Genomic DNA, 24,697 nt, shown 5'->3' with positions numbered 1-24,697 from the left:
TGGCACCGGCCTGCCCTGAAACATTCACCATGCGTAAACGCGCCCATCGTTTCTCACCGGTAAAGGCAAAAAACGCAGAACGCATATACCCGCAAAACACGTTGATTCGCTTACACAATACCCTTCCAGCGATTTTACGTGAAGCGTGTTCTATGCAAAAAGAAAGACCGGACGATGGGTATATCATCCGGTCTCAAGATGTAGTGTATTGGTTAATGGATCATTAATACCTGTAGTGATCCGGCTTGAATGGGCCCTGTGGGCTAACGCCAATATAGGCAGCCTGTTCTTCTGTCAGCACCGTCAGCTTGGCGCCAAGCTTGTCCAGATGCAGGCGGGCAACCTTCTCATCGAGCTTCTTCGGCAGAACATAGACTTCGTTCCTGTAGGCCTCGGAACGGGTGAAAAGTTCGATCTGTGCCAGCACCTGATTGGTGAAGGATGCCGACATGACAAAGCTTGGGTGACCCGTCGCATTGCCGAGATTAAGCAGTCGGCCTTCCGACAGAAGGATGATGCGCTTGCCATCCGGGAATTCGATCATATCAACCTGCGGCTTGATATTGGTCCACTTCAGATTGCGCAGGGCGGCGACCTGAATTTCATTATCGAAATGGCCGATATTGCCGACAATGCACATATCCTTGAACTTGCGCATATGATCGATCGTAATGACGTCGCGATTGCCGGTCGCGGTAATCACGATATCGGCAGTTGGCGCGGCATCATCCAGTGTCACAACCTCAAAACCGTCCATTGCGGCCTGAAGCGCGCAGATCGGATCTGCTTCCGTCACCTTGACGCGGGCGCCAGCGCCTGCCAGTGACTGCGCCGAACCTTTGCCGACGTCGCCGTAACCGCAGACGATTGCCACCTTGCCGGCCATCATCACGTCCGTGCCACGGCGGATGCCGTCAACGAGCGATTCCTTGCAGCCATATTTGTTGTCGAATTTCGACTTGGTGACACTGTCATTGACGTTGATGGCCGGGAAGGGCAGGAGGCCCTTCTTCTGCAACTGGTAGAGGCGGTTGACGCCTGTAGTCGTTTCTTCCGTCACGCCCTTGATGGCCGCACGTTGACGCGTGAAGAAGCCCGGCGTTTCCGCCATGCGCTTTCTGATCTGCGCAAAGAAAACCGCTTCTTCCTCGTTCTGCGGATTGGACAGCACATCTTCGCCGGCTTCAGCGCGTGCACCAACCAGAATATACATGGTGGCATCACCGCCATCATCAAGGATCATGTTGGATGGTTCGCCATCCGGCCACTGGAAAATCTTGTCCGTATAAGACCAGTACTCTTCAAGCGTTTCGCCTTTGACAGCAAAAACCGGCGTGCCTGTTGCAGCAATTGCAGCCGCTGCATGATCCTGCGTCGAGAAAATATTGCAGGAAGCCCAACGGACTTCAGCGCCAAGAACCTTCAAGGTCTCGATCAGAACGGCAGTCTGAATGGTCATGTGCAGCGAGCCGGAAATACGCGCACCTTTCAGCGGCTTCGACTTGCCGAATTCTTCGCGCGCAGCCATCAGACCCGGCATTTCGGTTTCCGCGATTTCGATTTCCTTGCGGCCCCAATCGGCGAGGCTGATATCCCTGACGATATAATCCTGGCTGGCAGTCATCGATTGCTCCAATCAAATTCGTTTTGAAGCCCGAAGGCAGAGACAAATGAAAACAGGCTTCGTTCTGGCATTGACTACCAGATCGAAATCAAGAGTACAACTCGATATAAAGAAATCTTTATACGTGCATATTGCCAAGGCTCATCGCACAAGGATGAGGAGCGTCTCCCGGCCACACGCCAGACCCGCCCGAAAGCAGGCAAAGATCAGGTTCAGCCGGGCTGAAGATCAGCATTCCTCGCCGAACTTGCCGGCAATCAGCGCTTCCAGTGCATCCAGAACGGCAACCGCATCTTCACCCGAAGCACTTACCTCGATGCAGCAGCCGGGCGAGGCTGCAAGCATCATCAAGCCCATGATCGATGTTCCGCCAACAGTCACACCATCCTTGCTGACACGGACATGCGCATTGAACCCTTCAACAAGCTGAACGAATTTTGCCGAAGCCCGCGCATGAAGTCCGCGCTTGTTTATGATCTCCATCGACCGCGTGATGGCCGTATCGGGATCATAATCCCCGCTGACGGATACGCCTGAATGCATGTTTATTTTCCTGTCAGTACCTGACTGGCGACATTGATATATTTGCGACCAGCCTCCTGCGCCTCACGCAATGCGGTCTTCATTTCTCCAGCGATTCGCACGCTGGAAAGCTTGATCAGCATTGGCAGATTGACGCCTGCAATGACCTCGATCTCGCCTTCCTTCATTACGGAAATCGCCAGATTGGACGGTGTGCCACCAAACATATCGGTAAGAATGATGACACCGCGCCCACTGTTGGAACGCTCTACGGCGTCCATGATATCGCGGCGACGCTGCTCCATATCGTCTTCCGCACCGATGCAGACAATCTCAAAATTTTTCTGAGGGCCGACGACATGCTCAACGGCATGCAAGAATTCTTCGGCTAACCTTCCGTGCGTAACAAGCACGAGTCCGATCATATTTTGAAAGCTCCTGTCGTGTGCCCGCCGCTTTCCCGCCAGAGATGCAGATGGCACAAAAACCCCGCCGGAACATCGCCGACAAGTAGCGCATCTTGGCAAGGCATTCCATTTTATATCAAGTAAAAACTCTCAACCAATAGCGAAATATGCAAAATGCCGCAGTGTGACAAAAACATTACGCCCTTCAGGCTGCAGCTTGCTGCGCATTGTTGCAAGCCCCACATTCCTGCAATGGCAGATAAAGTACACAGATGATCCATCGCGCATGATGCGTGATCGCCCGGTCATGCCGTCTTTGGCGACCAGGGCTGATAGAAAAGATAGGCTTCAATGGCGCGCGAAAGTGCGTTTGAATCACCATTGGACGACAGCGCAGGCAACAAAAGGCGGGGCAGGGCTATATCCAGAAAGGTCATTGTGCCGCCGCCGGGATAACGCTCCGCCTGCTCGCTTCCAACCAGTATCACGGCAAGATCCACCGTGGTGGAGCGGACAAAGGGAACGCAAAACAGACCAGCGCCGCGAATTTCAACGCCACCTGCCATGGCATAAGGAACGCTGGCGATCAGCCTGTCGTTTTCCACCTTCAGCAAGGTGCGGTCATCCGCAACAAGGGCTGCTTTTTCTCCTCTCAGCCGCGCGCGTTCAATCAGGGTCAGGGCCAGTTCTGTCTTGCCAGCGCCCGATTTGCCCATGATGATTATGCCGCGGCCATTCAGCTGGACCGTTGTCGCATGAATGCCGCTGCGTTCCTCATCCCTCATGAAACAAGACCTATTTGCTGGCCGGAAGATCAACTATGAAGCGCGCGCCCAGCACCTTGCCCGGCTGATCCCGGCTGGTGATATTTTCCGCTGTCAGCGTGCCGCCATGGGCTTCAACAATCTGGCGGCTGATCGACAGGCCAAGCCCAGAATTCTGGCCGAATGCCTCGGAAGCAGGGCGATCGGTATAAAACCGCTCGAAAATCCGCTCGATATTTTCAATCGGAATGCCCGGACCGTTGTCTTCAACGGTGACCCGCACGCGATTGCCCTGACCAAAAAGTGTCACGACAATGCGTCCCGTATCTTCCGGGACAAAGGAACGTGCATTTTCAATCAGATTGCTGACAACCTGACCAAGCCGCAGGTCATGGCCCGTGACATAAAATCCCTTCTTGCCGGCCGGCGGCTTGCCGACATTGAAGATGATTTCCGTACCAACCTTGTTGCGGCGCACTTCTCTTGCCGCGGCAATCAGATTGGAGAGCAGCGTCTTCATGTCCACCTTTTCGGCATGCTCGCGCGCCAGTTCCGCATCAAGGCGCGAGGCATCGGAAATATCGGTGATCAGACGGTCAAGGCGGCGCACGTCATGCTGGATGACATCCAGCAGACGCTTGCGCGATTCATCGGTCTTGGCCAGCGGCAGGGTCTCAACCGCACTGCGCAGAGAGGTGAGGGGGTTTTTCAGCTCGTGGCTGACATCGGCGGCAAAACTTTCGATCGCCTCAATACGCGTATAAAGCGCGTCCGTCATGGCGCGAATCGATGCCGAAAGATGGCCGACTTCATCCTGTCGTTCAGAAAAATCCGGAATTTCCACGCGGCTTTTGACACCCAGACGGACGCGGTCGGCAGCCGCTGACAGTTTGCGCAGTGGACTTGCGATTGTAGAGGCAAGAAACAGCGACAGGATCACCATTACCACGGCAACGACGCCGAAAACCCGGAACACGGCCATGCGTTCGGCCTGCACGATCTTGTCGATGTCATCGCCCTCGGTGGAAAGCAGCAAAACCCCAAGAATGGCACGCGAGCGCTGGATCGGTACGGCCACGGACACGACCAGCTCACCCTTGTCGCCGCGTCTTTGTGCGGTTTGCGGTATGCCGCTCAGCGCCTTGACGATTTCCGGATAGGCCAGCCCATTGGTGCCAGGCTGTTCCTGATAGACGGGCAGGTCGCCATGCATGAGCCGCGAGAGATGAGCGAGAATACGCTGCCAGAGGCCCGGCTTTTCCTGATCGATCGGCGGCAGATCATAGCGCAGCACCGGGCCTGCCGAGGGCAGATTGGATGAATAGAGCGCACGCGAATCAAGCAGCAGATTGGCGTAACGGTCATAGATGCGCGCACGCGTGCTGGTCGGCGAGATCAGACGGCGCAGCAATGGCGAAACTTTTTCCGGATTGATGGGGAATTCCCAATTGTCCGGCGAATCAGGCGAGGGGGTTATGCTCTGGCCGGCCTGCAGCTCAAGCAGCTTTTCCGGATCGATCATCAGCGAATTGGTGTCAATCGTGGCCGAGGCCGAAATCGCACCGGCTATGATCTTGCCCTGCGTCAGGAGGCTTTCAATCTTCGCATCAATCAGCCCCTCACGGAACTGGTTCATGTAAAGAATACCGGACACCAGCACCGCAAGTGCTGCCAGATTGAGAAACAGGATACGCCGTGTCAGGCTGGAGAACAGATATTGGCTCAGAAGCCGGCGTACCGGCGCGACAATACGGCGAACCAGCACAGAGCGCTGTCGCCGCGCCCTGCGTTCTCGCGTGTCTGTCAGACTATCTTTCTGGGCCTGTGCGACCATGTCGCTTCCAACTTATCCCTGGCGCATACCCTTGTCGCATGTTCAACCGCCAGCAGCATGCCGCTGCCAGCAATCATGGTATTGAAACAGGAGATCAGACTTCGCGGAAGCGATAACCCACGCCATAAAGCGTTTCGATCATTTCGAAATCTTCATCGACCTGCTTGAACTTCTTGCGCAGACGCTTGATGTGGCTATCGATCGTGCGGTCATCGACATAGACCTGTTCATCATAGGCCGCATCCATCAAGGCGTCACGGCTTTTTACTACGCCCGGACGCTGCGCCAAGGCATGCAGGATGAGAAATTCGGTGACCGTCAGCGTGACAGGCTGGCCTTTCCATGTACAGGTATGGCGCTCCTGATCCATCACGAGCTGACCGCGTTCGAGCGACTTGCTCTGCTGGCCAGACGATTTTGCATTGCCATCACGCGCCGCCACGCGCCGCAATACGGCCTTGACGCGTTCAACCAGCAGGCGCTGCGAAAATGGCTTGGTGATGAAATCATCCGCGCCCATTTTCAGGCCGAACAATTCATCAATCTCATCATCCTTGGAGGTGAGGAAAATCACCGGCAAATCCGATTTCTGGCGCAGACGGCGCAGCAGCTCCATACCGTCCATGCGGGGCATCTTGATATCGAAAATGGCAAGGTTAGGCGGACGCGCCATCAGCCCATCCAATGCCGAAGCGCCATCGGTATAGGTTTCCACGCGATAGCCTTCCGACTCGAGCGCAATGGAAACGGAGGTCAGAATGTTACGGTCATCATCAACCAGCGCAATTGTCTGTGTTGCTGAGGGTTCTTTCATACGCACCATTCTCCTTCAAATAATCCGTCCCATTTCGGGGCCGGAAAGCCATCCCGGCCTGGCCGGCCAAGCAATGAACATGCACCGTTCACACATGTCATATAGTATAGTAACGCCAGTATTGCAGTACAAATTAGGTACAAAATGTGGCAGCGCTTTTCTGCAGCCAAATTTTCGGCTTTCAGGCTCTGGCTCATCCACCCCTCACCGCCTGTGCGCAAAAACTTGTTTTACAAGCAATATCGGCAGCATTAAACGATTTAAAAAAATTTCAAAACTTTTAAATCGATTAAATATTTGATTTATATCAATTAATCTGTTTTTGACTGCCCAACCAGTTCGACACGTCGAAACGAGCGTTTTCACATATCTATCCATTGAACCAAACGAATGGCGGAGACACTATGAAAGAGACCGGCATTTTCAACAAGGCCGCTTCGATTGCCACCACTGGACTGAAGGATCTCTCCACGGTCTATTACAATCTCGGCCCTGCACGGCTCTATGAAGAAACCATCCGCCGAGGCGAAGCAGAACTGTCGGCCCAGGGCGCATTGGTTGCACGTACCGGCCAGCACACCGGCCGTTCGCCGAAGGACAAATTCATCGTCCGCGACGCCAATACAGAAGACCAGATCTGGTGGGACAACAACAAGCCGATAACCCCGGAAGCCTTCGATCTTCTGCTTGCCGATTTCATCGAACATGCCAAGGGCAAGGATCTGTTCGTACAGGACCTGATCGGCGGCGCGGATGAAAAGTACCAGCTCAAGAGCCGCGTCGTCACCGAATATGCATGGCATTCGCTGTTCATTCGCAATCTTCTGATCCGCCCGGAACAGTCGGAGCTTGCCTCTTTCGTACCGGAACTGACCATCATCGACCTGCCTTCCTTCAAGGCTGATCCGGCACGCTATGGCATCCGCTCGGAAACGGTGATCGCCGTTGACCTGACCCGCAAGATCGTTCTCATCGGCGGCACGTCCTATGCCGGCGAAATGAAGAAGTCGGTCTTCACCGTGCTTAACTATCTCCTGCCTGAAAAGGGCGTCATGCCGATGCACTGCTCGGCCAATGAGGGCCAGAATGGCGACGTTGCCGTCTTCTTCGGCCTGTCCGGCACCGGCAAGACCACGCTTTCGGCCGATGCCTCGCGCACACTCATCGGCGACGATGAACATGGCTGGGGCGAAGATGGCGTATTCAACTTCGAAGGCGGCTGCTACGCCAAGACCATCCGTCTGTCGGCTGAAGCCGAGCCGGAAATCTATGCAACCACGCAGCGTTTCGGCACGGTTCTGGAAAATGTTGTTCTCGACGAAAACCGCGAACCGGACTTCAACGATGGCTCGCTGACGGAAAACACCCGTTGCGCCTATCCGCTCAACTTCATCCCGAATGCTTCGTCAACGGGTCGCGGCGGCCAGCCAAGGAACATCATCATGCTGACGGCCGATGCATTCGGCGTCATGCCACCGATTGCCAAGCTGACCCCGGCTCAGGCCATGTACCACTTCCTGTCGGGCTACACCGCCAAGGTTGCCGGTACGGAAAAAGGTGTTACCGAACCGGAAGCAACCTTCTCGACCTGCTTTGGCGCGCCGTTCATGCCACGCCATCCTTCGGAATATGGCAATCTGCTGCGTGAACTGATTGCCAAGCACAATGTCGACTGCTGGCTGGTCAATACCGGCTGGACGGGCGGTGCTTATGGTGTTGGCAAGCGCATGCCGATCAAGGCTACCCGCGCATTGCTAGGTGCCGCCCTTGACGGTTCGCTCAACGATGCCGAATTCCGCATCGATCCGAATTTCGGCTTTGCTGTTCCGGTTGCCGTTCCGGGCGTTGACAGCGCAATCCTTGATCCGCGCTCGACTTGGACTGACAAGGACGCCTATGACGCACAGGCGCGCAAGCTGGCCGACATGTTCATCAAGAACTTCGAAAAGTTCGAAAGCCATGTCGACAATGCAGTGCGTGAAGCAGCCCCGGCTGTCCGCGTGGCGGCCGAATAAGGCAAGACTGTCTATCATGACAGAAAACCCGGCTTCAGCCGGGTTTTCTTTTGGGTTCTGCCTTTCTGCAGTGTGCGGCAGCGCAAAAGCAGTATAATCCTTCCGACATGGAAGAAAGCCGCAACATCATCCGCATCAGCAAGCGCCTCAGCATCCGCGAGGATGACCTTGAGGAAACCTTCATCCGCGCTTCCGGGCCAGGCGGCCAGAATGTCAACAAGGTCTCAACTGCGGTGCAGTTGCGCTTTCGTGCCGCGCGTTCCGGCTTACCGGAGGAGGTGCTTGTGCGCCTGTTCAAGCTGGCTGGCCAGAAGGGAACCAAGGACGGTGATGTCCTGATTGAAGCCAACCGCTTTCGCACCCAAGAGCGCAACCGTGAAGATGCGCGGGAACGCCTGATTGCGCTCATCGCCAAGGCTGCCGAGCCACCGCCGCCGCCGCGCAAGAAGACCCGTCCCACCCGCGGCTCAGTCGAACGACGTCTGAAAGCAAAATCCGGTCGCGCGGAAATCAAGAAGGGCAGGGGGAAGGTACAATTCGACTAACATTCAGCGCACGCATTCGCACATGACCGCGGAATGCCCAATCAGCCAAAGGCCTTGCGCCGTCAGATCTTGCGCAGGGCGACTTCTTCAATCAGGTGATTGCTGCCCTTGCGCAGGATGAGATCGGCGCGCGGACGCGTCGGCAGGATATTTTCGCGCAGATTCTTCAGATTGATATTCTGCCACAGACCTTCGGCAATCAGCCGGGCCGCACTTTCCGACAATTGCGAATAGCGATGGAAGAAGGATTGCGGATTGCGGAACGCCGTCTCACGCAGACGCATGAAGCGGTCAATATACCATTTGTGGATCAGTTCCGGATCGGCATCGATATAAATCGAAAAATCGAAAAAGTCGGAAACGAAGGGCACCATCTTGCCGTCTTCCGGCAGATCGCGCACCTGCAGCACATTGATACCCTCGAAAATCAGGATGTCTGGCTTGTCGATCACCTGATATTCATTCGGCAGAACATCATAGCTCAGATGCGAATAGACCGGTGCGCGCACTTCACGCATACCCGCCTTGATCGCCGACAGAAAGCGCAACAGCGCGCCGACATCATAGCTTTCGGGGAAACCCTTGCGCTCCATCAGATTCTGCTCGCGCAGAACCGCATTCGGATAAAGAAAACCGTCGGTCGTCACCAGATCGACCTTCGGGCTTGATGGCCAGCGAGCAAGCAGTTCCTTCAGAATACGGGCAGTTGTCGATTTGCCGACCGCGACCGAACCCGCAACACCAATGATGAATGGCGTCTTGAGGCTGTCATCCATGTTGAGGAACTGCTTGCGTTGCTGAAACAAAAGCTGGCTTGCCTCAACATGCGCCGACAACAGGCGTGACAAGGAAAGATAGATGCGGCGCACTTCGTCCAGATCAACCGGATCGCCCAGCGAGCGCAGCCGTTTGACCTCGTCATAGGTCAGGGTCAGAGGCGTATCGGCGCGAAAGGCCGCCCATTCCTCCGCCGTAAAAAAACGGTAAGGCGAATAGCGCGACGGCGTGAGCTGGTCGAGTTTTTCCCACATCAATGCCGCTCCCTTCAGCCCCTGGACCGACCTGCCTTTTCTTCCAGACCGGATTGTCCCGTGCGGCGCTGAAGCTCTCCCAAAACTTCATCCAGCGACACGCCGGCAATTTTCCATACCACAAGCAGGTGATACAAAAGATCAGCGCTTTCAGAAACCACGCCCTTATGATCACCCGCCACCGCGGCAATCACAGTTTCGACCGCTTCCTCGCCGAGCTTCTGCGCAGCCTTGAGCTGGCCCCTGGCGACAAGGCTGGCTGTGTAGGACGAGCCGTCCGTCACGCCGGCGCGTTCGCCGACAATGCGTTCAAGATCGGCAAGCGTAAACTGGCTCATCGTCTTTCTCCTGAGGAATTCAACAATCAACGCACCGGATCGAGGCGCACCGGAATGCCGGCCTCGGCCATATGGCGCTTGGCCTCACTGATCGTGTAAGTGCCAAAATGGAAGATCGAGGCAGCAAGAACCGCAGTCGCATGACCATCCCGAATGCCCGCAACCAGATGATCAAGCGTGCCAACACCACCCGAAGCAATGACCGGCGCACGCACGCTGTCGGCGACAGCACGTGTCAGCGCGACATCATAACCAGCCTTGGTGCCATCGCGATCCATCGAGGTAAGCAGAATTTCGCCGGCGCCGAGATCAACAACCTTGCGCGCAAATTCAACAGCATCAATGCCGGTTGGCTGGCGTCCGCCATGGGTGAAGATTTCCCAGCGGTCAGTCTCGCCTTCCCTTGAAACCTTCTTGGCGTCAATAGCGACAACAATGCACTGATTACCGAACTTGTCGGCAGCTTCGGCAACAAAATCCGGATTCTTGACCGCAGCCGTATTGATCGACACCTTGTCGGCACCTGCAAGCAGAAGCCTGCGGATATCAGAAACCTGCCGTACGCCACCGCCAACGGTAAGCGGCATGAAACATTGTTCAGCCGTACGGGCAACGACATCAAAGATCGTCTCGCGATTGTCGGAAGAAGCCGTGATGTCGAGGAAGCAAAGCTCGTCGGCACCGGCCGCATCATAGGCGCGGGCTGCTTCCACCGGATCACCGGCATCGATCAGGTCTACGAAATTGACGCCCTTGACTACTCGTCCATCCTTGACATCGAGGCAGGGAATGACACGCGCTTTCAAACTCATGCTGCGGCCCTCAAAACTGACAGAGCTTCGGCCGGATCAATGCGCCCATCATAGAGCGCGCGACCCGAAATCGCGCCTTCAAGCTTGCGCGATTCAGGCGCAGCCAGTCGTCTGATATCATCCATCGACGCAAGCCCGCCCGATGCAATCACCGGAATGGAGACGCTTTCAGCCAGATGCAGCGTCGACTCCCAGTTGATGCCGGCCAGAACGCCATCACGATCAATGTCGGTATAGATGATGGCGGCAACGCCAGCACCTTCAAACTTCTTGGCAAGTTCAACCACACCGAGTTCAGACGCTTCCGCCCAGCCTTCAACCGCAACCTTTCCACCCTTGGCATCAATGCCAACGGCGATCTGCCCCGGAAACAGCCTGCAGGCTTCAATGACCAGAGCCGGATTGCGCACGGCCACCGTGCCAAGAATGACGCGGCGAAGCCCTTTGGAGAGCCAGTTTTCAATATGCTGCAGCGTGCGGATGCCACCGCCAAGCTGTACCGGATTCTTGGTTGCCTTCAGGATTGCTTCAACGGCAGCGCCATTGACGCTTTCGCCAGCAAAGGCACCGTTGAGGTCAACAACATGCAGCCATTCAAAGCCCTGATCTTCAAAGGCTTTTGCCTGTGCAGCCGGGTCAGTGTTGTATACGGTCGCCTGATCCATATCGCCCAGTTTCAGGCGTACGCATTGACCGTCTTTCAAATCGATGGCGGGAAACAGGATCATTTTATATCAAGGCTTCCATTTGAGGAAATTGGCAATGAGTGAAAGGCCAAGCAACTGGCTCTTTTCGGGATGGAACTGGGTGCCGACCATATTGTCGCGTCCAACAGCGGCGGTCACCTCGCCGCCATAATCGGTCACGGCCAGAACGTCGTCCTTGTTGGTCGCCTCCAGCATATAGGAGTGGACGAAATAGGCATGCAGACCATCCTCACCCGTGGGGATTCCTGCAAAGATCGGATGATAATGTTTCACGTGAATCCGGTTCCAGCCGATCTGTGGAATCTTGAGCGCCGGATCCGATGGGGTCATTTCACGCACATCACCGGCAATCCAGCCAAGTCCTCTGGTGACTTCCTTTTCAAGGCCACGCTCGGACATGAGCTGCATGCCGACGCAGATGCCAAGGAAAGGACGCCCCTTCTGACGCACGCTTTCCTCCAGAGCCTCGACCATGCCGGGCACGGCATCAAGGCCACGACGACAATCGGCATAGGCGCCCACGCCGGGCAATACGATGCGATCAGCGCTGGCGACCCGCTCGGCATCTGCCGTCAGTTCGATTTCAGCTGCAATGCCGCTTTCATGCGCGGCGCGTTCAAAGGCCTTGGTGGCCGAGCGAAGGTTGCCGGAACCATAGTCAATAATAGCGACACGCATGTTCAATCTTCTCCGCGATGCCCGACCAGACCGATGGTTGGGCCAAGAGGGGTATGTATCGAGCGGGGCTTGTCCCACTGGCGTTGGGGCAGGGGATGCTCCGCATTGTTTTCAGCATCTGGTTGGCGATGAGAGAAATAACGCAGTTCCGCTTCTTCCAGATCATCGGCCGCGATTGCCGCGCGTTCCGCATAACCTTGTCGGCGTAATTTCGCAATCTTCCAATTGCGTCCTTCGAGTGCGACGAAGAGTGAAACCAGCATGGAAAGCGCCGTTGCAGCACCGGCAGCGCCAAAATGGCTTGCGCCGAGGCCGAGCAGAAGGCTGATACCAAAAACGGCTGCCGCTTCAAACCAGAGACGTTGAAACAACAGCCAGAGAAGAGGCATGATCAGGGCAATGGGTGAAAAACCGTCGCGCACGAAACAGGCCTCTTCAGCGCCTTTGGCGCCAGGCCGTTCAAGAACGACGAATTGTGCCATGGCCTTCAGCCTTTCAGTGAGCCCTTCGTGGACGGAATCCTGTCACTCTGACGCGGATCGATTTCAATCGCCGCCCGCAGGGTGCGCGCAACTGCCTTGAACACGGTTTCGGCAATATGGTGGTTGTTGATGCCGTAACGGTTGTTCACATGCAGCGTAATGCCGGCATTCTGTGCAAAGGCCTGGAAGAATTCACGCACCAGTTCTGTATCGAACGTGCCGATCTTGGGGGCAGAGAAATTGACATTCCAGACAAGGAACGGACGACCAGACACATCAACCGCCGCACTGGTCAGCGTTTCGTCCATGGCCAGATCAAGCGAGGCATAACGTACAATGCCACGCCGTTCGCCAAGCGCCCTGGCGACCGCCTGGCCAAGCGCAATGCCGGTATCTTCCACCGTATGATGGTCATCAATATGCAGATCGCCCTTTGCCATCACGCGCATATCGATCAGCGAGTGGCGGGAAAGCTGTTCCAGCATGTGGTCAAAAAAGCCAACGCCGGTTGTTATGTCAAACGTGCCCGTGCCGTCGAGATCGACCGATACGGCAATGCTCGTTTCTTTCGTCGAACGCTCGACACTGGCCTTGCGGGTGCTTTCGGAAACCATGATCTGCCTCACATATTGTGCATGCCGCCTTCTAGAACAGCTTGACAACTTTGCCAAATGCTTTTGCCACAAGCGGTAAATACACTTCACCAATTGCAATTCGCCAAGCTCATCTTAAATATTCAGTTCAAGGCGCGATTCAGCCAGAGATTCTGCCTGAATAAAGCGCAGGGTGAAACTCATTCACCGCAGCAAAAGGGGTTGTACGATTGCCATCCGGGGTCGTGCCATCCGCTAAAGGAGCATAGATGATCGACCATAATCCAACCACGATATACGGCACGACCATTGTCACGGTTCGCAAAGGCGGCAAGGTCGTCATTGCCGGTGACGGACAGGTCTCACTTGGCAATACGGTCATGAAGGGCAATGCCCGCAAGGTGCGCCGCATCGGCAAGGGCAATGTCATTGCCGGTTTTGCGGGCGCAACAGCCGACGCCTTTACCCTGCTTGAACGTCTTGAAGCCAAACTTGAACAATATCCTGACCAGCTGATGCGCGCCTCAGTCGAACTTGCAAAGGACTGGCGCACCGATCGCTATCTGCGCAGGCTGGAGGCAATGATGCTGGTGGCAGACAGCAAGGTGACGCTTGCCCTGACGGGCACCGGCGACGTGCTGGAGCCGGAGCAGGGCATCATGGCGATTGGTTCGGGCGGCAATTATGCGCTGGCGGCTGCGCGCGCATTGGCCGACTCTGACATGGGTGCAGAAGAAATCGCGCGCCGCGCAATGAACATTGCCGCCGATATCTGCATTTACACCAATCACAACATCATCGTGGAAAGCCTCGACGCGGAATAGACCAGAAGCCGCCCAACCGGAATTGCATTCGCTCAACGTGATCATGCTGCTGCGTCCGTTCGAGTTAATCTGGCAGCAGCAAAGTGGATTTCAAACATGAGCAATTTTTCTCCACGCGAAATCGTCTCCGAACTTGATCGCTACATCATCGGCCAGAATGACGCCAAGCGCGCGGTTGCCATTGCATTGCGCAATCGCTGGCGTCGCCAGCAGCTGGAAGGCCAGATGCGTGAAGAGGTGATGCCGAAAAACATCCTGATGATCGGACCGACCGGCGTCGGCAAGACGGAAATCTCGCGCCGTCTGGCCAAACTTGCAGGCGCGCCTTTCGTCAAGGTGGAGGCAACCAAGTTCACCGAAGTGGGCTATGTCGGTCGCGATGTCGAACAGATCATCCGCGATCTGGTCGAGGTTGCCATTGGCCTCGTGCGCGAAAAACGTCGTGAGGATGTGAAGGCCAAGGCGCATCTCAATGCCGAGGAACGTGTTCTGGATGCACTTGTCGGCAAGACCGCAAGCCCGGCCACCCGCGACAGTTTCCGCAAGAAGCTGCGCAATGGCGAGCTTGATGACAAGGAGATCGAAATCGAGGTGGTCGATACGGGCTCAGGCCCGAGCTTTGAAATTCCGGGCATGCCGGGTGCCAATATCGGCGTTCTCAACCTGTCCGATATCTTTGGCAAGGCAATGGGCGGGCGCACCAAGATGCGCAAGACCACGGTGAAGGATTCCTATCCGGTCCTGATCAATGATGAGTCCGACAAGCTGCTCGATCAGGATCAGATCATTCAGGAAGCTTTGCGCGTGACCGAAGATGAGGGCATTGTCTTCATCGACGAGATCGACAAGATCGCCGCCCGTGAAGGCGGGGTCGGGGCCGGCGTGTCCCGCGAAGGTGTGCAGCGCGATCTGCTGCCGCTTGTTGAAGGCACCACGGTTTCAACCAAGTATGGTCAGGTGAAGACGGATCACATCCTGTTCATCACATCGGGCGCCTTTCATGTCGCCAAGCCATCCGATCTTCTGCCGGAATTGCAGGGCCGCCTGCCAATTCGCGTCGAGCTTTCAGCACTCACCCGCGAGGACTTCCGCCGCATTCTCACAGAACCGGAAGCCAGCCTCATCAAGCAATATATCGCGCTGATGAAGACCGAAGATGTTGATCTCGTCTTCACCGACGATGGCATTGATGCGCTGGCCGACATTGCGGTTGATCTCAATGCAACCGTTGAAAATATTGGCGCGCGCCGCCTGCAAACCGTCATGGAGAAGGTTCTCGATGACATTTCCTTCTCGGCGCCGGACAAGGCAGGATCGACCTTCACCATTGATGCGGCCTATGTGCGCGAGAAGATTGGCGGACTGGCCAAGAATACGGATCTCTCCCGCTTCATTCTCTGATCACATCCGCGCGTGACCGGAAAACAACGCTTTTCCGGTCATGGCAGGATTCCAGGAAAAACCGCTCGACTTGCCGTAAGCGGTTTTTTATTTTGCCGCAAATTCGTATTTCGATGGTTGACGCCAGATCGGTTTGCACGATGACCAATGCATTCAAGCGCATGATGACCTTTGCCCTCGCTTTTGTCTTGGCGAGTGGGAGCGCCTATGCCGTCACCGTTGTTCCACCTGGAAATCAGAACGAGCTGCAGCCGGCTGTCCCCGGTGCCTCGGCCAACCGCACCAAGCAGCTTGGCACCACTTACGAGAAGAAATATCAGAAAATCTACAATCTGCTGAAGAACGACGCGTCCCTGCGTTCCAAGATCCGTTCGACCGCTGCCGCCTATGGCATTGATCCGCTCCATATTGTCGGCGCGATCGTGGGCGAGCACACCTATAATGTCGATGTCTATGATCGGCTGCAGACCTATTACGTCAAGGCCATGGCCTATGTGAATCAGGGCGTCAATTTCAGTTATGGCGGTGAAAGCATTGGCGAGTTCGTCAAGCGTCCGGAATTTGCCGAGTGCGCCAAATTCAAGGACAGCTATACGCTGTGGACCTGCCGCGAGACTATCTGGAACACAAAATTCCGCGGCAAGACGGTTGGCGGAAAATCCTTTCCCAACAACCGTTTCAGTGCGGTCTTCTTCCAGCCCTTCTATGCCGGACAGACCTTTGGCCTTGGTCAGATCAATCCGCTGACCGCCCTTCAGATGTCCGACATGGTGCACCGGGTTTCCGGTCTTCCCAAACTCGACGCCAATGACGGCAAGTCGGTCTACAAGACCATCATGGATCCAGACCTGACGCTGCCCTATATTGCGGCGACACTGAAACAGTCGATCAACGCCTATCGTCAGATTGCCGGTTTTGACATTTCACAAAATCCCGGTCTGACCGCAACGCTCTATAATACGGGCGGCGCAGAAGCACGTGCCCGCGCGCTTGCCAATGAAAATGCCAGACGCGCAACCGCAGGACAGCCGCCTCTCTATCCGCAGGAAAATTATTATGGTTGGCTCGTCAATTACAAACTCGATGAGCTGAAATCGCTGTTCTAGAGTCTTTTCGGGAAAAGCCGAAACCGCGATCGGAACGGCTCTAAACCTTCGGCTTGACGGTGCGGCGGCGTTTGCGCGCCATTTCAATCGCCTCGCTCAGATTTTGAATGGTTTCCCGATCAAGAAAGCGGATGTTTCGGGCAAGCAGATTGGCCAGAGCCGTTGCCTGCGGGGAAAGGCCAGCCGTATCAATCACCACGCGCGGATGCGAGATGGCCGCCAAGGCCTGCAACTCTTCCGCATCATCCCAGATGATGTTGAAATAGGTGATGATCCTTTGCAAAAGATCCCATGTCGGCTGGCCGCGCCGTCCATGTTCCAGCGCCGACAGATAGGCCGGAGAAACGCGCAAGGCTGCGGCCATTTCCTTTTGGGTGACACCACGCTCATCGCGCAATTCCCGCAAGCGTTTTCCAAATGGCGTCATCGTGTCCACCCACCAGACGAAAAACCCTGCTGCGTTTGACGGCGCAGCCGCACATAAAGCGCGCCATGTCCGCCATGATGCCGCGCTGCATCCTCATAGGCGCTGACAAGCATGCGGAAAAGCGGCGTTGAAAACCAGTGTGGCACAGCCTGTTTCAGGATTCCCTCACTACCGCGCGAACGCCCCTTGCCTGTGATGACCATCACATGACGCAGGCCGCGCGCATGGGCATTGACCAGAAAGCTGTAGAGCAGGCCATGGGCTTCATGCTGGGTGAGACCATGCAGGTCAATGCGCGCCTCAATATCGATACGGCCCTTGGCAATCTTGCGGTGGGTCGGCCGGTCAAGTGGATGAATGACAGCCTCGCTCAATGCAGCCAGGGCCTTCTTTGGCCTGGCGGGCTTTTCGACAGGTGCCGCAGGTTTCTTCACAACAGGTTTTTCTTCCATTGCCTGCATCAGCTCCCTGAAATCATCAGCGGCTGTGGTGATCAGCTTCTTCTTCACCAAAGGTGTTGTCGTGCGGGCAACAGTTTCCCAAAGGATGCGATCTTCGGGACGCAGATAATCCTTGTTCAAAGCAGGCTCTGTCTGTCTGGATCGTTCAGCCATGGCCATCACGCTCCCATCAAGCCACGCGGCACAAGCACAAAGAACATGGCATCATGGCGTATGGCACCGGCAATCTCGCCTGCCTTCTCGCCAGAGCCGGCAAAAAGATCGCCGCGTTGAGCGCCAACTATGGCCGTACCGGTATCCTGCGCGATCATCAGCCGGGCAAATGGCGCGTTGTCAAAGGCGGTCAGCGTCTCTGCACTGACATAAAACGGCGTGCCAAAGGTATAAAGGCGCTTATCCACCGCCATGGAACGTCCTTTGGTAAGCGGCACCTTGGCCGCCGCGACTGGCCCTGCCTCAGGATCATCGACCGGGGCTTCGCGAAAGAAAATATAGGAACGGTTCTGCCAGATCAGTTCGTCCGCGTCATCCGGATGATCCTTCAGCCATTGACGGATCGATTGCATGCTGATCTTTTCAGGTGGAATTTCGCCCCGCGTCACGAGAATACGGCCAATGGCGGTGAAAGGATGCCCGGTCTTGGCGTCATAGGTGAGCCGTTTTACCGTGCCATCTGCCAGTTTCAGCCGAACAGCCCCCTGCACATGGGCAAAAAAGGCATCAACCCGATCCGCAACATAGGCGATTTCCAACCCACGCCCGGCAAGGCTTCCCTGTTCAATCGCGCGGCGGTCATCATATTCTTCAAGACCGGATTCAGTCTGGCGCGCAAAGGCAAAATCCGGATCAAAACCGGCAGGCCTGTTCGCATCCGTGACCTTGACCAGATCATCCGGCCTTTTCAGAAATGGAATTTTACAGGTCGCAGCCTTGGTCAGTGACGCATCGATCTCAGGCTCATAAAAGCCCGTGACAAGACCGGGCACACCATCTTCCGGGATGATGCGGCATGGGACAAAATGCGTTTCAAAGAATTGGCGCGCCGTAAGGTGATCCGGATCGTCCAGCGCGCGGGCAGCAGCAAAGGCCGGCTGCAAGTCATCAAAGCCGATACCAAGACTTCCACTGTTATAGCGCGCTGTCAGTGCATAATCCGCCGAGCGGCGGAATGCAGACAAGGCGAGAGCGTGATCGTCCCGATCCCAGCCGGGGCAATCGCCAAACTCCACCGGGCGGAAAATTCTCGCCAAGCCTGCCACAATTCAATCCGTATGTGTCGTAAAATTTCAGTCTTCCGCTTCGGTCGCAACCAGTTTCCAGTTCGGATCCCGCGAACGTGTATCACGCGCGAAAGTCCACAGATCCCTGATTTCGATCACGGCATCCGGATCGCCATCGATCGGCTTGCCGTCCTTGTCGAAAGTCGCAGATATCATCTGGCTGACGATCGAAACCGAGACATAAGCCTCCGTTCCCTTCATTTCGGCATTGGTGATCTCTGCCTTTTCAATGCCGACAAAGGTCGAGCGCACGGTTTCCCTGCGCTTTTCACGCTCATCGATGGCCCCGACAAAGCCTTCATAGACCTCGTCCGACAGCAGATTCTTCAATACCTTGCGGTCGCCATCGGCAAAGGACATGACAATCATCTCATATGCGATCTTGGCGCCTTCAATGAAACGATCAGGATCGAAGGAAGGATCGGCAGCGTAAATCGCGCGCAAACCATCATTCAGGGCCGTGCCGGCAGGAGATATCTTGTCAATTGCCGAAAAATCCCGCTCAGCCATACGACGTGGCAAAGCGACAACATTATCCGCTTCCGTTGCAGCGGTTGCCACATCGGCGGTGCGGGCCGTCGTATAAGGATCAAACGGCGGTTTCTCGTTTCCAGTGCGGCGACCGAGCACATTTCTCAGCTGGAGAAATATCACCACTGCCGCAATGAAAAATATTATCGTACCAAAATCGAAGAATTCCATACCACCTACCATTGATCGATGGAACGAGCTTCAAATCCCTTTCCAACACGGCTACGCCTCGAATACATATAGAATGCCTTCGACGATCATTCAAATCCAGATCACGAATACCTATCTGATGAACAACGCGAATGCATGGATTTGTTTGAAACGACGATTGCAGCGGCAGAATTACAGTTCACATCGACGCAGGAAAAGGATTCCAACCCACGTGCCCCTGACCATTGCCCCGCTCTTCATGCTGGCCCTGCCATTTATCGAGATTGCAGGTTTTATCATTGTCGGCAGCCATATTGGTGTACTTGCAACGCTCAGCCTTGTGATTCTGAGTTCAATGCTCGGTTTCTTCCTTTTGCGCGTACAGGGATTGGGACTGCTCAGAAACATTCAGGCCGAGGCGGCGGCCGGGCGCAGTCCTGACCGCCAGTTGATCCATGGCGCCATGATGGCGCTTGCCGCCATTCTGTTGATCATTCCCGGATTTTTTACCAGTATTGTGGGGCTTTTTCTGTTTATTCCGTTTGTCCGCGACCTGATCTGGGAAAAGTTTGTGCGTGGCCGCATTATCGTGGCTGGAACCACTAGCTATTCCCAAGACTATGGCCAATATAGACATGGCCAAGAGCAGATACGCGATCAGGTCATCGACCTTGACCCGGAAGACTATTCATCCCGGCCCAACGATGACTCGCCATGGAAACGCGGTCCGATGGATCAATGATCATATCAGAAGCGTTTCTTGCCAGTTGTGCCTGTACGTGATAGCCAAGCGCATCATTTTTTAGACGACGTGATCAATATCGGATAGAAGGCAATCATAATGAGCAATCAAGCCGCAGCGAACGAAGCGAAGAATGGCAACGGCACGACCGTCGCACCTTCCCTCAACATTCTCGCGCAATACGTAAAGGATCTTTCCTTCGAAAGCCCTAGCGCACCAATGTCGCTGCGTCCGCGCGAAAAGGCTCCGTCCATCAATATCAATGTGAACGTCAACACCAATCCGCTTTCCGAAACGGATTTCGAGGTTGTTCTCAAGCTTGAATCCAAGGCTGTTGATGGCAAGGATGTCCTGTTCAATACCGAACTGGTTTATGCTGGCGTATTCCGCATTCAGGGCATTCCGCAGGAACACATGCTCCCGATGCTCTTCATCGAATGCCCACGTCTGCTCTTCCCGTTTGCCCGTCAGATCGTTGCAGACGCAACGCGCAATGGCGGCTTCCCGCCGCTGATGATCGACCCGATCGATTTTGCCCAGATGTTCCAGGCCCGCGTTGCCGAAGAACAGGCAAAGGCTGCCGTGAAGAGCTAAGCTTTACAAAATAATTCATAAAAACCCGGCTTTTGGCCGGGTTTTTATTGCGTCCCGTATTTATTCCAGATTGCCTTTGTGCCCAGTTTTTCCACCAATGCGGCATGGGCTGCGCGTTCTTCCACCGAAATACGCGGCGGCAAGGGGCGAGGGCGGGCCGTAATGACGATCCCGCTCACATTGTCCGTGTTTTCAGCCTGATCCGTACCAGTCTCAATCGTCAGGCCAAGCGCGGTCTGCTTTCCACCAATCAGTTCGATATAGACTTCAGCCAGAATTTCCGAGTCGAGCAAGGCGCCGTGCAATGTGCGGTGCGAATTGTCGATGCCATAGCGTTTGCACAGCGCATCCAGCGAATTCGGCCCCATCGGATGTTTGCGGCGCGCCAGCGCCAGCGTATCGACAACGCGCTCGGCCGGAATTTCCGGCTTGCCGAGCCGTTCAAGCTCGGCATTGATGAAGCCAATGTCGAACATGGCATTGTGCGCGACGAGTTTCGCGCCATCGATGAATTCCAGAAATTCATCGACAATTTCGGCAAAGACCGGCTTGTCCTCCAGCTGTTCATTGCTGATGCCATGGACAGCCAGGGCATCCGGGTGAACCTGACGGCCCTGCGGATTGATATATTTGTGAAAAGTCCTGCCCGTGGGAAAACGGTTGATCAGCTCGACGCCGCCAATTTCGATGACGCGATCCTCCAGCCTTTCCAGACCAGTGGTTTCCGTATCGAAAACGATTTCACGCATGTTTCATTCTCCGGGCGATTGCTCACCTGAATATAGCTGAATTGGCAGCCCGTGGGATCATGATTTGGGTTTTCCCCCCAGTTTCACGATCAGATCATGGATCTGCTGACGCAGTTCATCAAAGCTGCCGCTGGTGTCGATGACGAAATCGGCGCGTCTGCGCTTTTCTTCATCTGGCATCTGCCGCGCCAGGATTGCATCCAGCTTTTCTTCGCTCATGCCTTCGCGCGCCAGAACGCGCGCGCGCTGCACATCGGCCGGTGCAGAGACAACGACCACGCGGTCAACACGGCCTTCCGTACCCGTTTCAAACAGCAAGGGAATGTCGAGCAGTGCTATCGGGGCACCGCTTGCTTCCGCCTCACGCAGAAAAGCCTTTTCTTCCTCGCGCACCAGCGGATGCACAATCGCTTCGAGCTTTTTCAGTTCCTCCGGTTTGCCGACGACACAGGCCGAGAGTTTCTGCCGATCCACCTTGCCATCAACGACCGTGCCGGGAAATGCCGCTTCGATCAGTGGTACGGCACGGCCGGAATAAAGCCGGTGAACGGCCTCATCCGCGCTATAGATCGGCACACCAGCCTCGGCAAACATTTTCGCCGCGGTTGATTTTCCCATGCCAATCGAACCTGTCAGCCCCAGAACAATCATAGCGCACCTGCCTTGGCCATATCCTCAAGAATATGACTGCGCAGCGCCTCTGTCACGCTCGGACGCACGCCAAACCAGCGTTCAAATCCCGGCACGGCCTGATGCAGCAACATGCCAAGACCGTCCACGGTTTTAAGACCTGCCGCTTCAGCCTTTGCCAGAAAGGGCGTGCGCAAGGGCACATAGACAATATCGGTTGCGACGGTATTTCTGTCAGCCTTGCTGAAATCGAGCGGGAAATCTTCCACGGTACCATGACCACTCATGCCAAGCGACGTCGTGTTGACGATGAGGCCGGCGCCTGCAAGCAGATCTTCAGCCTTGTCCCAGCCATGCGCCGAAACTTTCGCGCCAAAATGGGCCGATAACTCCTCGGCGCGTGAAAGCGTGCGGTTTACCACGGCAATACGGGAAAAGCCGCGCGACAACAGCGCATGAACAATGGCGCGGCTGGCACCACCAGCCCCCAGAACCAGAGCGACATCCGCCTTGTCCCAACCCGGCGCACCTGAATCGAGATTGGCAGCAAAACCATAGGCATCGGTATTGCCGCCACACAATTTTCCATTTTCCAGCCAGAGCGTGTTGACCGCGCCAATGGCCTTTGCCGCTTCATCCAACCTTTCAGATGCGGCATAGGCTGCCTCCTTATGCGGAATCGTGACATTGCCACCGGCAAGGCCATTTTCAGCCAGGGTGGAAACGAAGTCTTTAAAATCTTCCGGCTTCACCTCGATGGCGTGATAATCACCGGCAAGACCCAGTTCCTTGAGCCAGAAGCCATGAATCAGTGGCGAGCGTGAATGTTTGATCGGATAACCCGTGACAAAGGCCTTGGGGCCATTTTCCCTGTCGCATGCCATGTCGTTTGCGCCTTTCACCGCCTGATCAGCCATCGATCAGATTTTCCTTCCGCAATTCGGCAAGCAGCGGCAGAAGCGGCAAGCCGACAATGGTAAAATAATCGCCTTCGATCTTTTCAAACAACTGAATGCCAAGGCCCTCGACCTGATAGGCGCCGACACTGGACAGGGCGCTGTCGCCAATACGGGCGAGATAGCGTCCAATAAAGCCCGGATCCATGTCCCGCATGGTCATGCGGGCAACGGAAACATGCCGCCACAGCGTCTTGCCATCCTGAACCAGGACGACTGCACTGTTGAGCTGATGCGTCTTGCCCGAAAGGCTGAGCAACTGGCGGCGCGCGCCTTCCATGTCTGGTGCCTTGTGAAAAATCTGGGCGCCCAGTGACAGCGTCTGGTCGCAGCCGATGACCACAGCACCGGGATTTTTTTCTGACACTGCAATGGCCTTGGCTTCGGCCAGAACCTGCGCGACATCTTCCGGTGTCGCGCCGCTGTCATAAAGCGGGGCCTCGACGGCACGTTCATCAATATCGGCGCTGGCAGTGGTAAAGTCGATACCGGCATTTTTCAGCAGTGCTGCGCGAAACGGGCTTCTGGACGCAAGAATAATGGGCGCGCTCATGATGAAAATCCTTCCTGTTTTCCATTGCGCAACAAGGCGAGAATGGCAGCTGCCGTTTCCTCGATGGATCGCCGCGTTACATCAATGATGGGCCATCCATTCCGGTTGCAGAGATTGCGGGCATAAGTCAATTCCTCGGCAATCGAGGCGCGATCGGTATAAAGGCTGGAATTGATCGACGGCATATTGCCCAGAGCGCGGTTCTGCCGGATTTGCGAAATGCGTTCAGCAGTGGCAATCAAGCCGACAATCAATGGCCGTTTTGCGGTCAGAAGCACATCCGGAACGGGAATGCCCGGAACAAGTGGCACATTGGCGGTCTTGATGCCGCGATTGGCAAGATAAATGCTGGTTGGCGTCTTGGAAGTGCGCGATATGCCAACCAGAATGACGTCGGCTTCCTCGATATCGGCAGGCAAGACGCCGTCATCATGTTCCATGGTGAAATTGAGCGCATCAATCCGGCGGAAATAATCGGCATTGAGAACATGTTGCGCACTGGCCCGCCGATGGGCTGGTGCCCCCAGATAGGACTGGAACGTATTCAGCACCGGCTCCAGCACGGAAACGCTGGGCACTCCCATTTCGGCACAGGACTGATCAATGATCGCAGCCAGTTTTGGGTCGACAACCGTATAGAGCACAATGCCCGGTTCGGTATCAATCTGTTCCAGAACCTTGCGCAGCTGTTTCTCTGTCCGGATCAGCGGATAGATATGCTCGATCGCCCGCGCATTGACATATTGCGCCGAGGCAGCACGTCCGGCCGCCAACAGAGTCTCTCCCGTCGCGTCAGAAATCAGATGAAGATGAAAGTAGGAAAGCGGCTTTGTCACAGCTTTCTTGCCCCTCTGTTGATGGCTGTGTGCAACCTTGCAGCCTTGTTCAAAAGCCATGACAGGCCGTGGGAAACTTGGCAAGTCATCCACAGCGAGGAAGCATGTGTGCATGCTGAAACCGGTAATGTGGACAAGACTCGCAACTTTTACACTTTCCTTCGATCCTCACAGTTTTTCCACAAGCCATGCCGAACTGCGTCATTTGGTAACCCATTCTATCTCAATGCGTAATTGCGTTTTCATTGCTTTTGTAGGACTCATGGCTGAAACTATGCATAGGCTCGGACG

At 55.4% G+C, this 24,697-nt stretch carries 29 protein-coding genes; 7 read left to right on the top strand and 22 right to left on the bottom strand.

Annotated elements, in window-relative coordinates:
• Window positions 1–223 precede the first annotated feature (223 nt).
• The 6 genes from ahcY to ACFO1V_RS04435 form a co-directional block, all read right to left on the bottom strand.
• Entirely contained in the window at window positions 224–1,624 is a 1,401-nt protein-coding gene (gene ahcY, locus ACFO1V_RS04460) for an adenosylhomocysteinase (protein WP_374832181.1), read from the bottom strand.
• Between the two features lie 228 nt (window positions 1,625–1,852).
• The gene (locus tag ACFO1V_RS04455) at window positions 1,853–2,167 is read right to left on the bottom strand and encodes an HPr family phosphocarrier protein (RefSeq protein WP_374832180.1); all 315 of its coding nucleotides are present in this window, start codon (window positions 2,165–2,167) and stop codon (window positions 1,853–1,855) included.
• A gap of 2 nt (window positions 2,168–2,169) precedes the next feature.
• Window positions 2,170–2,571, bottom strand: a complete 402-nt coding sequence (locus tag ACFO1V_RS04450; RefSeq protein ID WP_374832178.1) for a PTS sugar transporter subunit IIA — start codon at window positions 2,569–2,571, stop codon at window positions 2,170–2,172.
• Between the two features lie 287 nt (window positions 2,572–2,858).
• The gene (locus ACFO1V_RS04445) at window positions 2,859–3,338 is read right to left on the bottom strand and encodes an HPr kinase/phosphorylase (RefSeq protein ID WP_374832176.1); all 480 of its coding nucleotides are present in this window, start codon (window positions 3,336–3,338) and stop codon (window positions 2,859–2,861) included.
• A gap of 10 nt (window positions 3,339–3,348) precedes the next feature.
• A complete protein-coding gene (locus tag ACFO1V_RS04440) occupies window positions 3,349–5,151 on the bottom strand; it encodes a stimulus-sensing domain-containing protein (protein ID WP_374832174.1) in 1,803 nt (600 codons plus the stop codon).
• Window positions 5,152–5,245: 94 nt separating this feature from the next.
• On the bottom strand, window positions 5,246–5,965 hold the full coding sequence (locus ACFO1V_RS04435) for a response regulator transcription factor (protein ID WP_374832172.1): 720 nt from the start codon (window positions 5,963–5,965) through the stop codon (window positions 5,246–5,248).
• Between the two features lie 404 nt (window positions 5,966–6,369).
• On the opposite strand from ACFO1V_RS04435, the gene ACFO1V_RS04430 reads away from it, so the two are divergent.
• Both ACFO1V_RS04430 and arfB read left to right on the top strand, forming a co-directional pair.
• The gene (locus ACFO1V_RS04430) at window positions 6,370–7,980 is read left to right on the top strand and encodes a phosphoenolpyruvate carboxykinase (protein ID WP_374832170.1); all 1,611 of its coding nucleotides are present in this window, start codon (window positions 6,370–6,372) and stop codon (window positions 7,978–7,980) included.
• Between the two features lie 107 nt (window positions 7,981–8,087).
• A complete protein-coding gene (arfB, locus tag ACFO1V_RS04425; RefSeq protein ID WP_374832235.1) occupies window positions 8,088–8,525 on the top strand; it encodes an alternative ribosome rescue aminoacyl-tRNA hydrolase ArfB in 438 nt (145 codons plus the stop codon).
• A 62-nt stretch (window positions 8,526–8,587) separates the two neighbouring features.
• Here arfB and coaA read toward each other — a convergent pair whose 3' ends face one another.
• The 7 genes from coaA to hisB are packed head-to-tail and all read right to left on the bottom strand — an operon-like array spanning window position 8,588 to window position 13,187.
• Window positions 8,588–9,556: a type I pantothenate kinase gene (gene coaA, locus ACFO1V_RS04420; RefSeq protein ID WP_374832168.1), complete on the bottom strand. Its 969-nt coding sequence runs from the start codon at window positions 9,554–9,556 to the stop codon at window positions 8,588–8,590.
• A gap of 14 nt (window positions 9,557–9,570) precedes the next feature.
• Window positions 9,571–9,894 (bottom strand): phosphoribosyl-ATP diphosphatase, encoded by a 324-nt coding sequence (locus ACFO1V_RS04415; protein ID WP_374832166.1) that lies wholly within the window; start codon window positions 9,892–9,894, stop codon window positions 9,571–9,573.
• Window positions 9,895–9,920: 26 nt separating this feature from the next.
• Window positions 9,921–10,706 carry an imidazole glycerol phosphate synthase subunit HisF gene (gene hisF / locus ACFO1V_RS04410; protein WP_374832164.1) on the bottom strand — a complete coding sequence of 262 codons (786 nt, stop codon included), beginning with the start codon at window positions 10,704–10,706 and terminating at the stop codon, window positions 9,921–9,923.
• A complete protein-coding gene (hisA, locus tag ACFO1V_RS04405) occupies window positions 10,703–11,434 on the bottom strand; it encodes a 1-(5-phosphoribosyl)-5-[(5-phosphoribosylamino)methylideneamino]imidazole-4-carboxamide isomerase (RefSeq protein WP_374832162.1) in 732 nt (243 codons plus the stop codon). Before hisA ends, hisF begins: the two co-directional genes overlap by 4 nt.
• A gap of 6 nt (window positions 11,435–11,440) precedes the next feature.
• Entirely contained in the window at window positions 11,441–12,091 is a 651-nt protein-coding gene (gene hisH / locus ACFO1V_RS04400; protein WP_374832160.1) for an imidazole glycerol phosphate synthase subunit HisH, read from the bottom strand.
• 2 nt (window positions 12,092–12,093) lie between these two features.
• Window positions 12,094–12,573: a DUF2628 domain-containing protein gene (locus ACFO1V_RS04395; RefSeq protein WP_374832158.1), complete on the bottom strand. Its 480-nt coding sequence runs from the start codon at window positions 12,571–12,573 to the stop codon at window positions 12,094–12,096.
• A gap of 5 nt (window positions 12,574–12,578) precedes the next feature.
• Window positions 12,579–13,187 (bottom strand): imidazoleglycerol-phosphate dehydratase HisB, encoded by a 609-nt coding sequence (gene hisB, locus ACFO1V_RS04390; protein WP_374832156.1) that lies wholly within the window; start codon window positions 13,185–13,187, stop codon window positions 12,579–12,581.
• A 248-nt stretch (window positions 13,188–13,435) separates the two neighbouring features.
• On the opposite strand from hisB, the gene hslV reads away from it, so the two are divergent.
• From hslV to ACFO1V_RS04375, 3 genes are all read left to right on the top strand, one after another.
• Window positions 13,436–13,990 (top strand): ATP-dependent protease subunit HslV, encoded by a 555-nt coding sequence (gene hslV, locus ACFO1V_RS04385; protein WP_374832154.1) that lies wholly within the window; start codon window positions 13,436–13,438, stop codon window positions 13,988–13,990.
• A gap of 96 nt (window positions 13,991–14,086) precedes the next feature.
• A complete protein-coding gene (gene hslU / locus ACFO1V_RS04380; protein WP_374832152.1) occupies window positions 14,087–15,391 on the top strand; it encodes an ATP-dependent protease ATPase subunit HslU in 1,305 nt (434 codons plus the stop codon).
• A gap of 140 nt (window positions 15,392–15,531) precedes the next feature.
• Window positions 15,532–16,497: a DUF1402 family protein gene (locus ACFO1V_RS04375; protein ID WP_374832150.1), complete on the top strand. Its 966-nt coding sequence runs from the start codon at window positions 15,532–15,534 to the stop codon at window positions 16,495–16,497.
• Window positions 16,498–16,537: 40 nt separating this feature from the next.
• Here the strand turns inward: ACFO1V_RS04375 and ACFO1V_RS04370 are convergent, their stop codons facing one another.
• Genes ACFO1V_RS04370 through ACFO1V_RS04355 form a run of 4 tightly spaced genes read right to left on the bottom strand, consistent with a single transcriptional unit; the run spans window position 16,538 to window position 19,367 of the window.
• Complete coding sequence (locus ACFO1V_RS04370) at window positions 16,538–16,924, bottom strand: helix-turn-helix domain-containing protein (protein WP_374832148.1); 387 nt, start codon at window positions 16,922–16,924, stop codon at window positions 16,538–16,540.
• Window positions 16,921–17,538, bottom strand: coding sequence for a Smr/MutS family protein (locus ACFO1V_RS04365; RefSeq protein ID WP_374832146.1), 618 nt, complete (start codon window positions 17,536–17,538; stop codon window positions 16,921–16,923). The genes ACFO1V_RS04370 and ACFO1V_RS04365 overlap by 4 nt, the downstream gene beginning before the upstream one ends.
• 5 nt (window positions 17,539–17,543) lie before the next feature.
• Entirely contained in the window at window positions 17,544–18,644 is a 1,101-nt protein-coding gene (mltA, locus tag ACFO1V_RS04360) for a murein transglycosylase A (protein ID WP_374832144.1), read from the bottom strand.
• A 27-nt stretch (window positions 18,645–18,671) separates the two neighbouring features.
• Complete coding sequence (locus ACFO1V_RS04355) at window positions 18,672–19,367, bottom strand: Tim44/TimA family putative adaptor protein (RefSeq protein WP_374832142.1); 696 nt, start codon at window positions 19,365–19,367, stop codon at window positions 18,672–18,674.
• A 238-nt stretch (window positions 19,368–19,605) separates the two neighbouring features.
• On the opposite strand from ACFO1V_RS04355, the gene ACFO1V_RS04350 reads away from it, so the two are divergent.
• Window positions 19,606–20,088, top strand: coding sequence for an FxsA family protein (locus ACFO1V_RS04350; RefSeq protein ID WP_374832233.1), 483 nt, complete (start codon window positions 19,606–19,608; stop codon window positions 20,086–20,088).
• A 99-nt stretch (window positions 20,089–20,187) separates the two neighbouring features.
• Entirely contained in the window at window positions 20,188–20,682 is a 495-nt protein-coding gene (gene secB, locus ACFO1V_RS04345) for a protein-export chaperone SecB (RefSeq protein WP_374832140.1), read from the top strand.
• A 44-nt stretch (window positions 20,683–20,726) separates the two neighbouring features.
• Here the strand turns inward: secB and dnaQ are convergent, their stop codons facing one another.
• From dnaQ to ACFO1V_RS04320, 5 genes are read right to left on the bottom strand one after another with little or no spacing between them, the layout of a single operon-like run.
• Window positions 20,727–21,431, bottom strand: coding sequence for a DNA polymerase III subunit epsilon (gene dnaQ / locus ACFO1V_RS04340; protein WP_374832138.1), 705 nt, complete (start codon window positions 21,429–21,431; stop codon window positions 20,727–20,729).
• 57 nt (window positions 21,432–21,488) lie between these two features.
• Complete coding sequence (coaE, locus tag ACFO1V_RS04335) at window positions 21,489–22,082, bottom strand: dephospho-CoA kinase (protein WP_374832136.1); 594 nt, start codon at window positions 22,080–22,082, stop codon at window positions 21,489–21,491.
• Window positions 22,079–22,945, bottom strand: a complete 867-nt coding sequence (locus ACFO1V_RS04330) for a shikimate dehydrogenase (protein WP_374832231.1) — start codon at window positions 22,943–22,945, stop codon at window positions 22,079–22,081. Before ACFO1V_RS04330 ends, coaE begins: the two co-directional genes overlap by 4 nt.
• Before the next feature lie 25 nt (window positions 22,946–22,970).
• A complete protein-coding gene (locus tag ACFO1V_RS04325; RefSeq protein WP_374832134.1) occupies window positions 22,971–23,570 on the bottom strand; it encodes a Maf-like protein in 600 nt (199 codons plus the stop codon).
• Entirely contained in the window at window positions 23,567–24,406 is an 840-nt protein-coding gene (locus ACFO1V_RS04320; RefSeq protein WP_374832132.1) for a pyruvate, water dikinase regulatory protein, read from the bottom strand. The genes ACFO1V_RS04325 and ACFO1V_RS04320 overlap by 4 nt, the downstream gene beginning before the upstream one ends.
• Window positions 24,407–24,697: the final 291 nt, after the last annotated feature.

The organism is Daeguia caeni, assembly GCF_042653845.1.
Taxonomy (GTDB): domain Bacteria; phylum Pseudomonadota; class Alphaproteobacteria; order Rhizobiales; family Rhizobiaceae; genus Brucella; species Brucella caeni.
The sequence above is the reverse complement of the archived record's forward strand: the minus strand, read 5'-3'. Positions and strand labels throughout refer to the sequence as shown.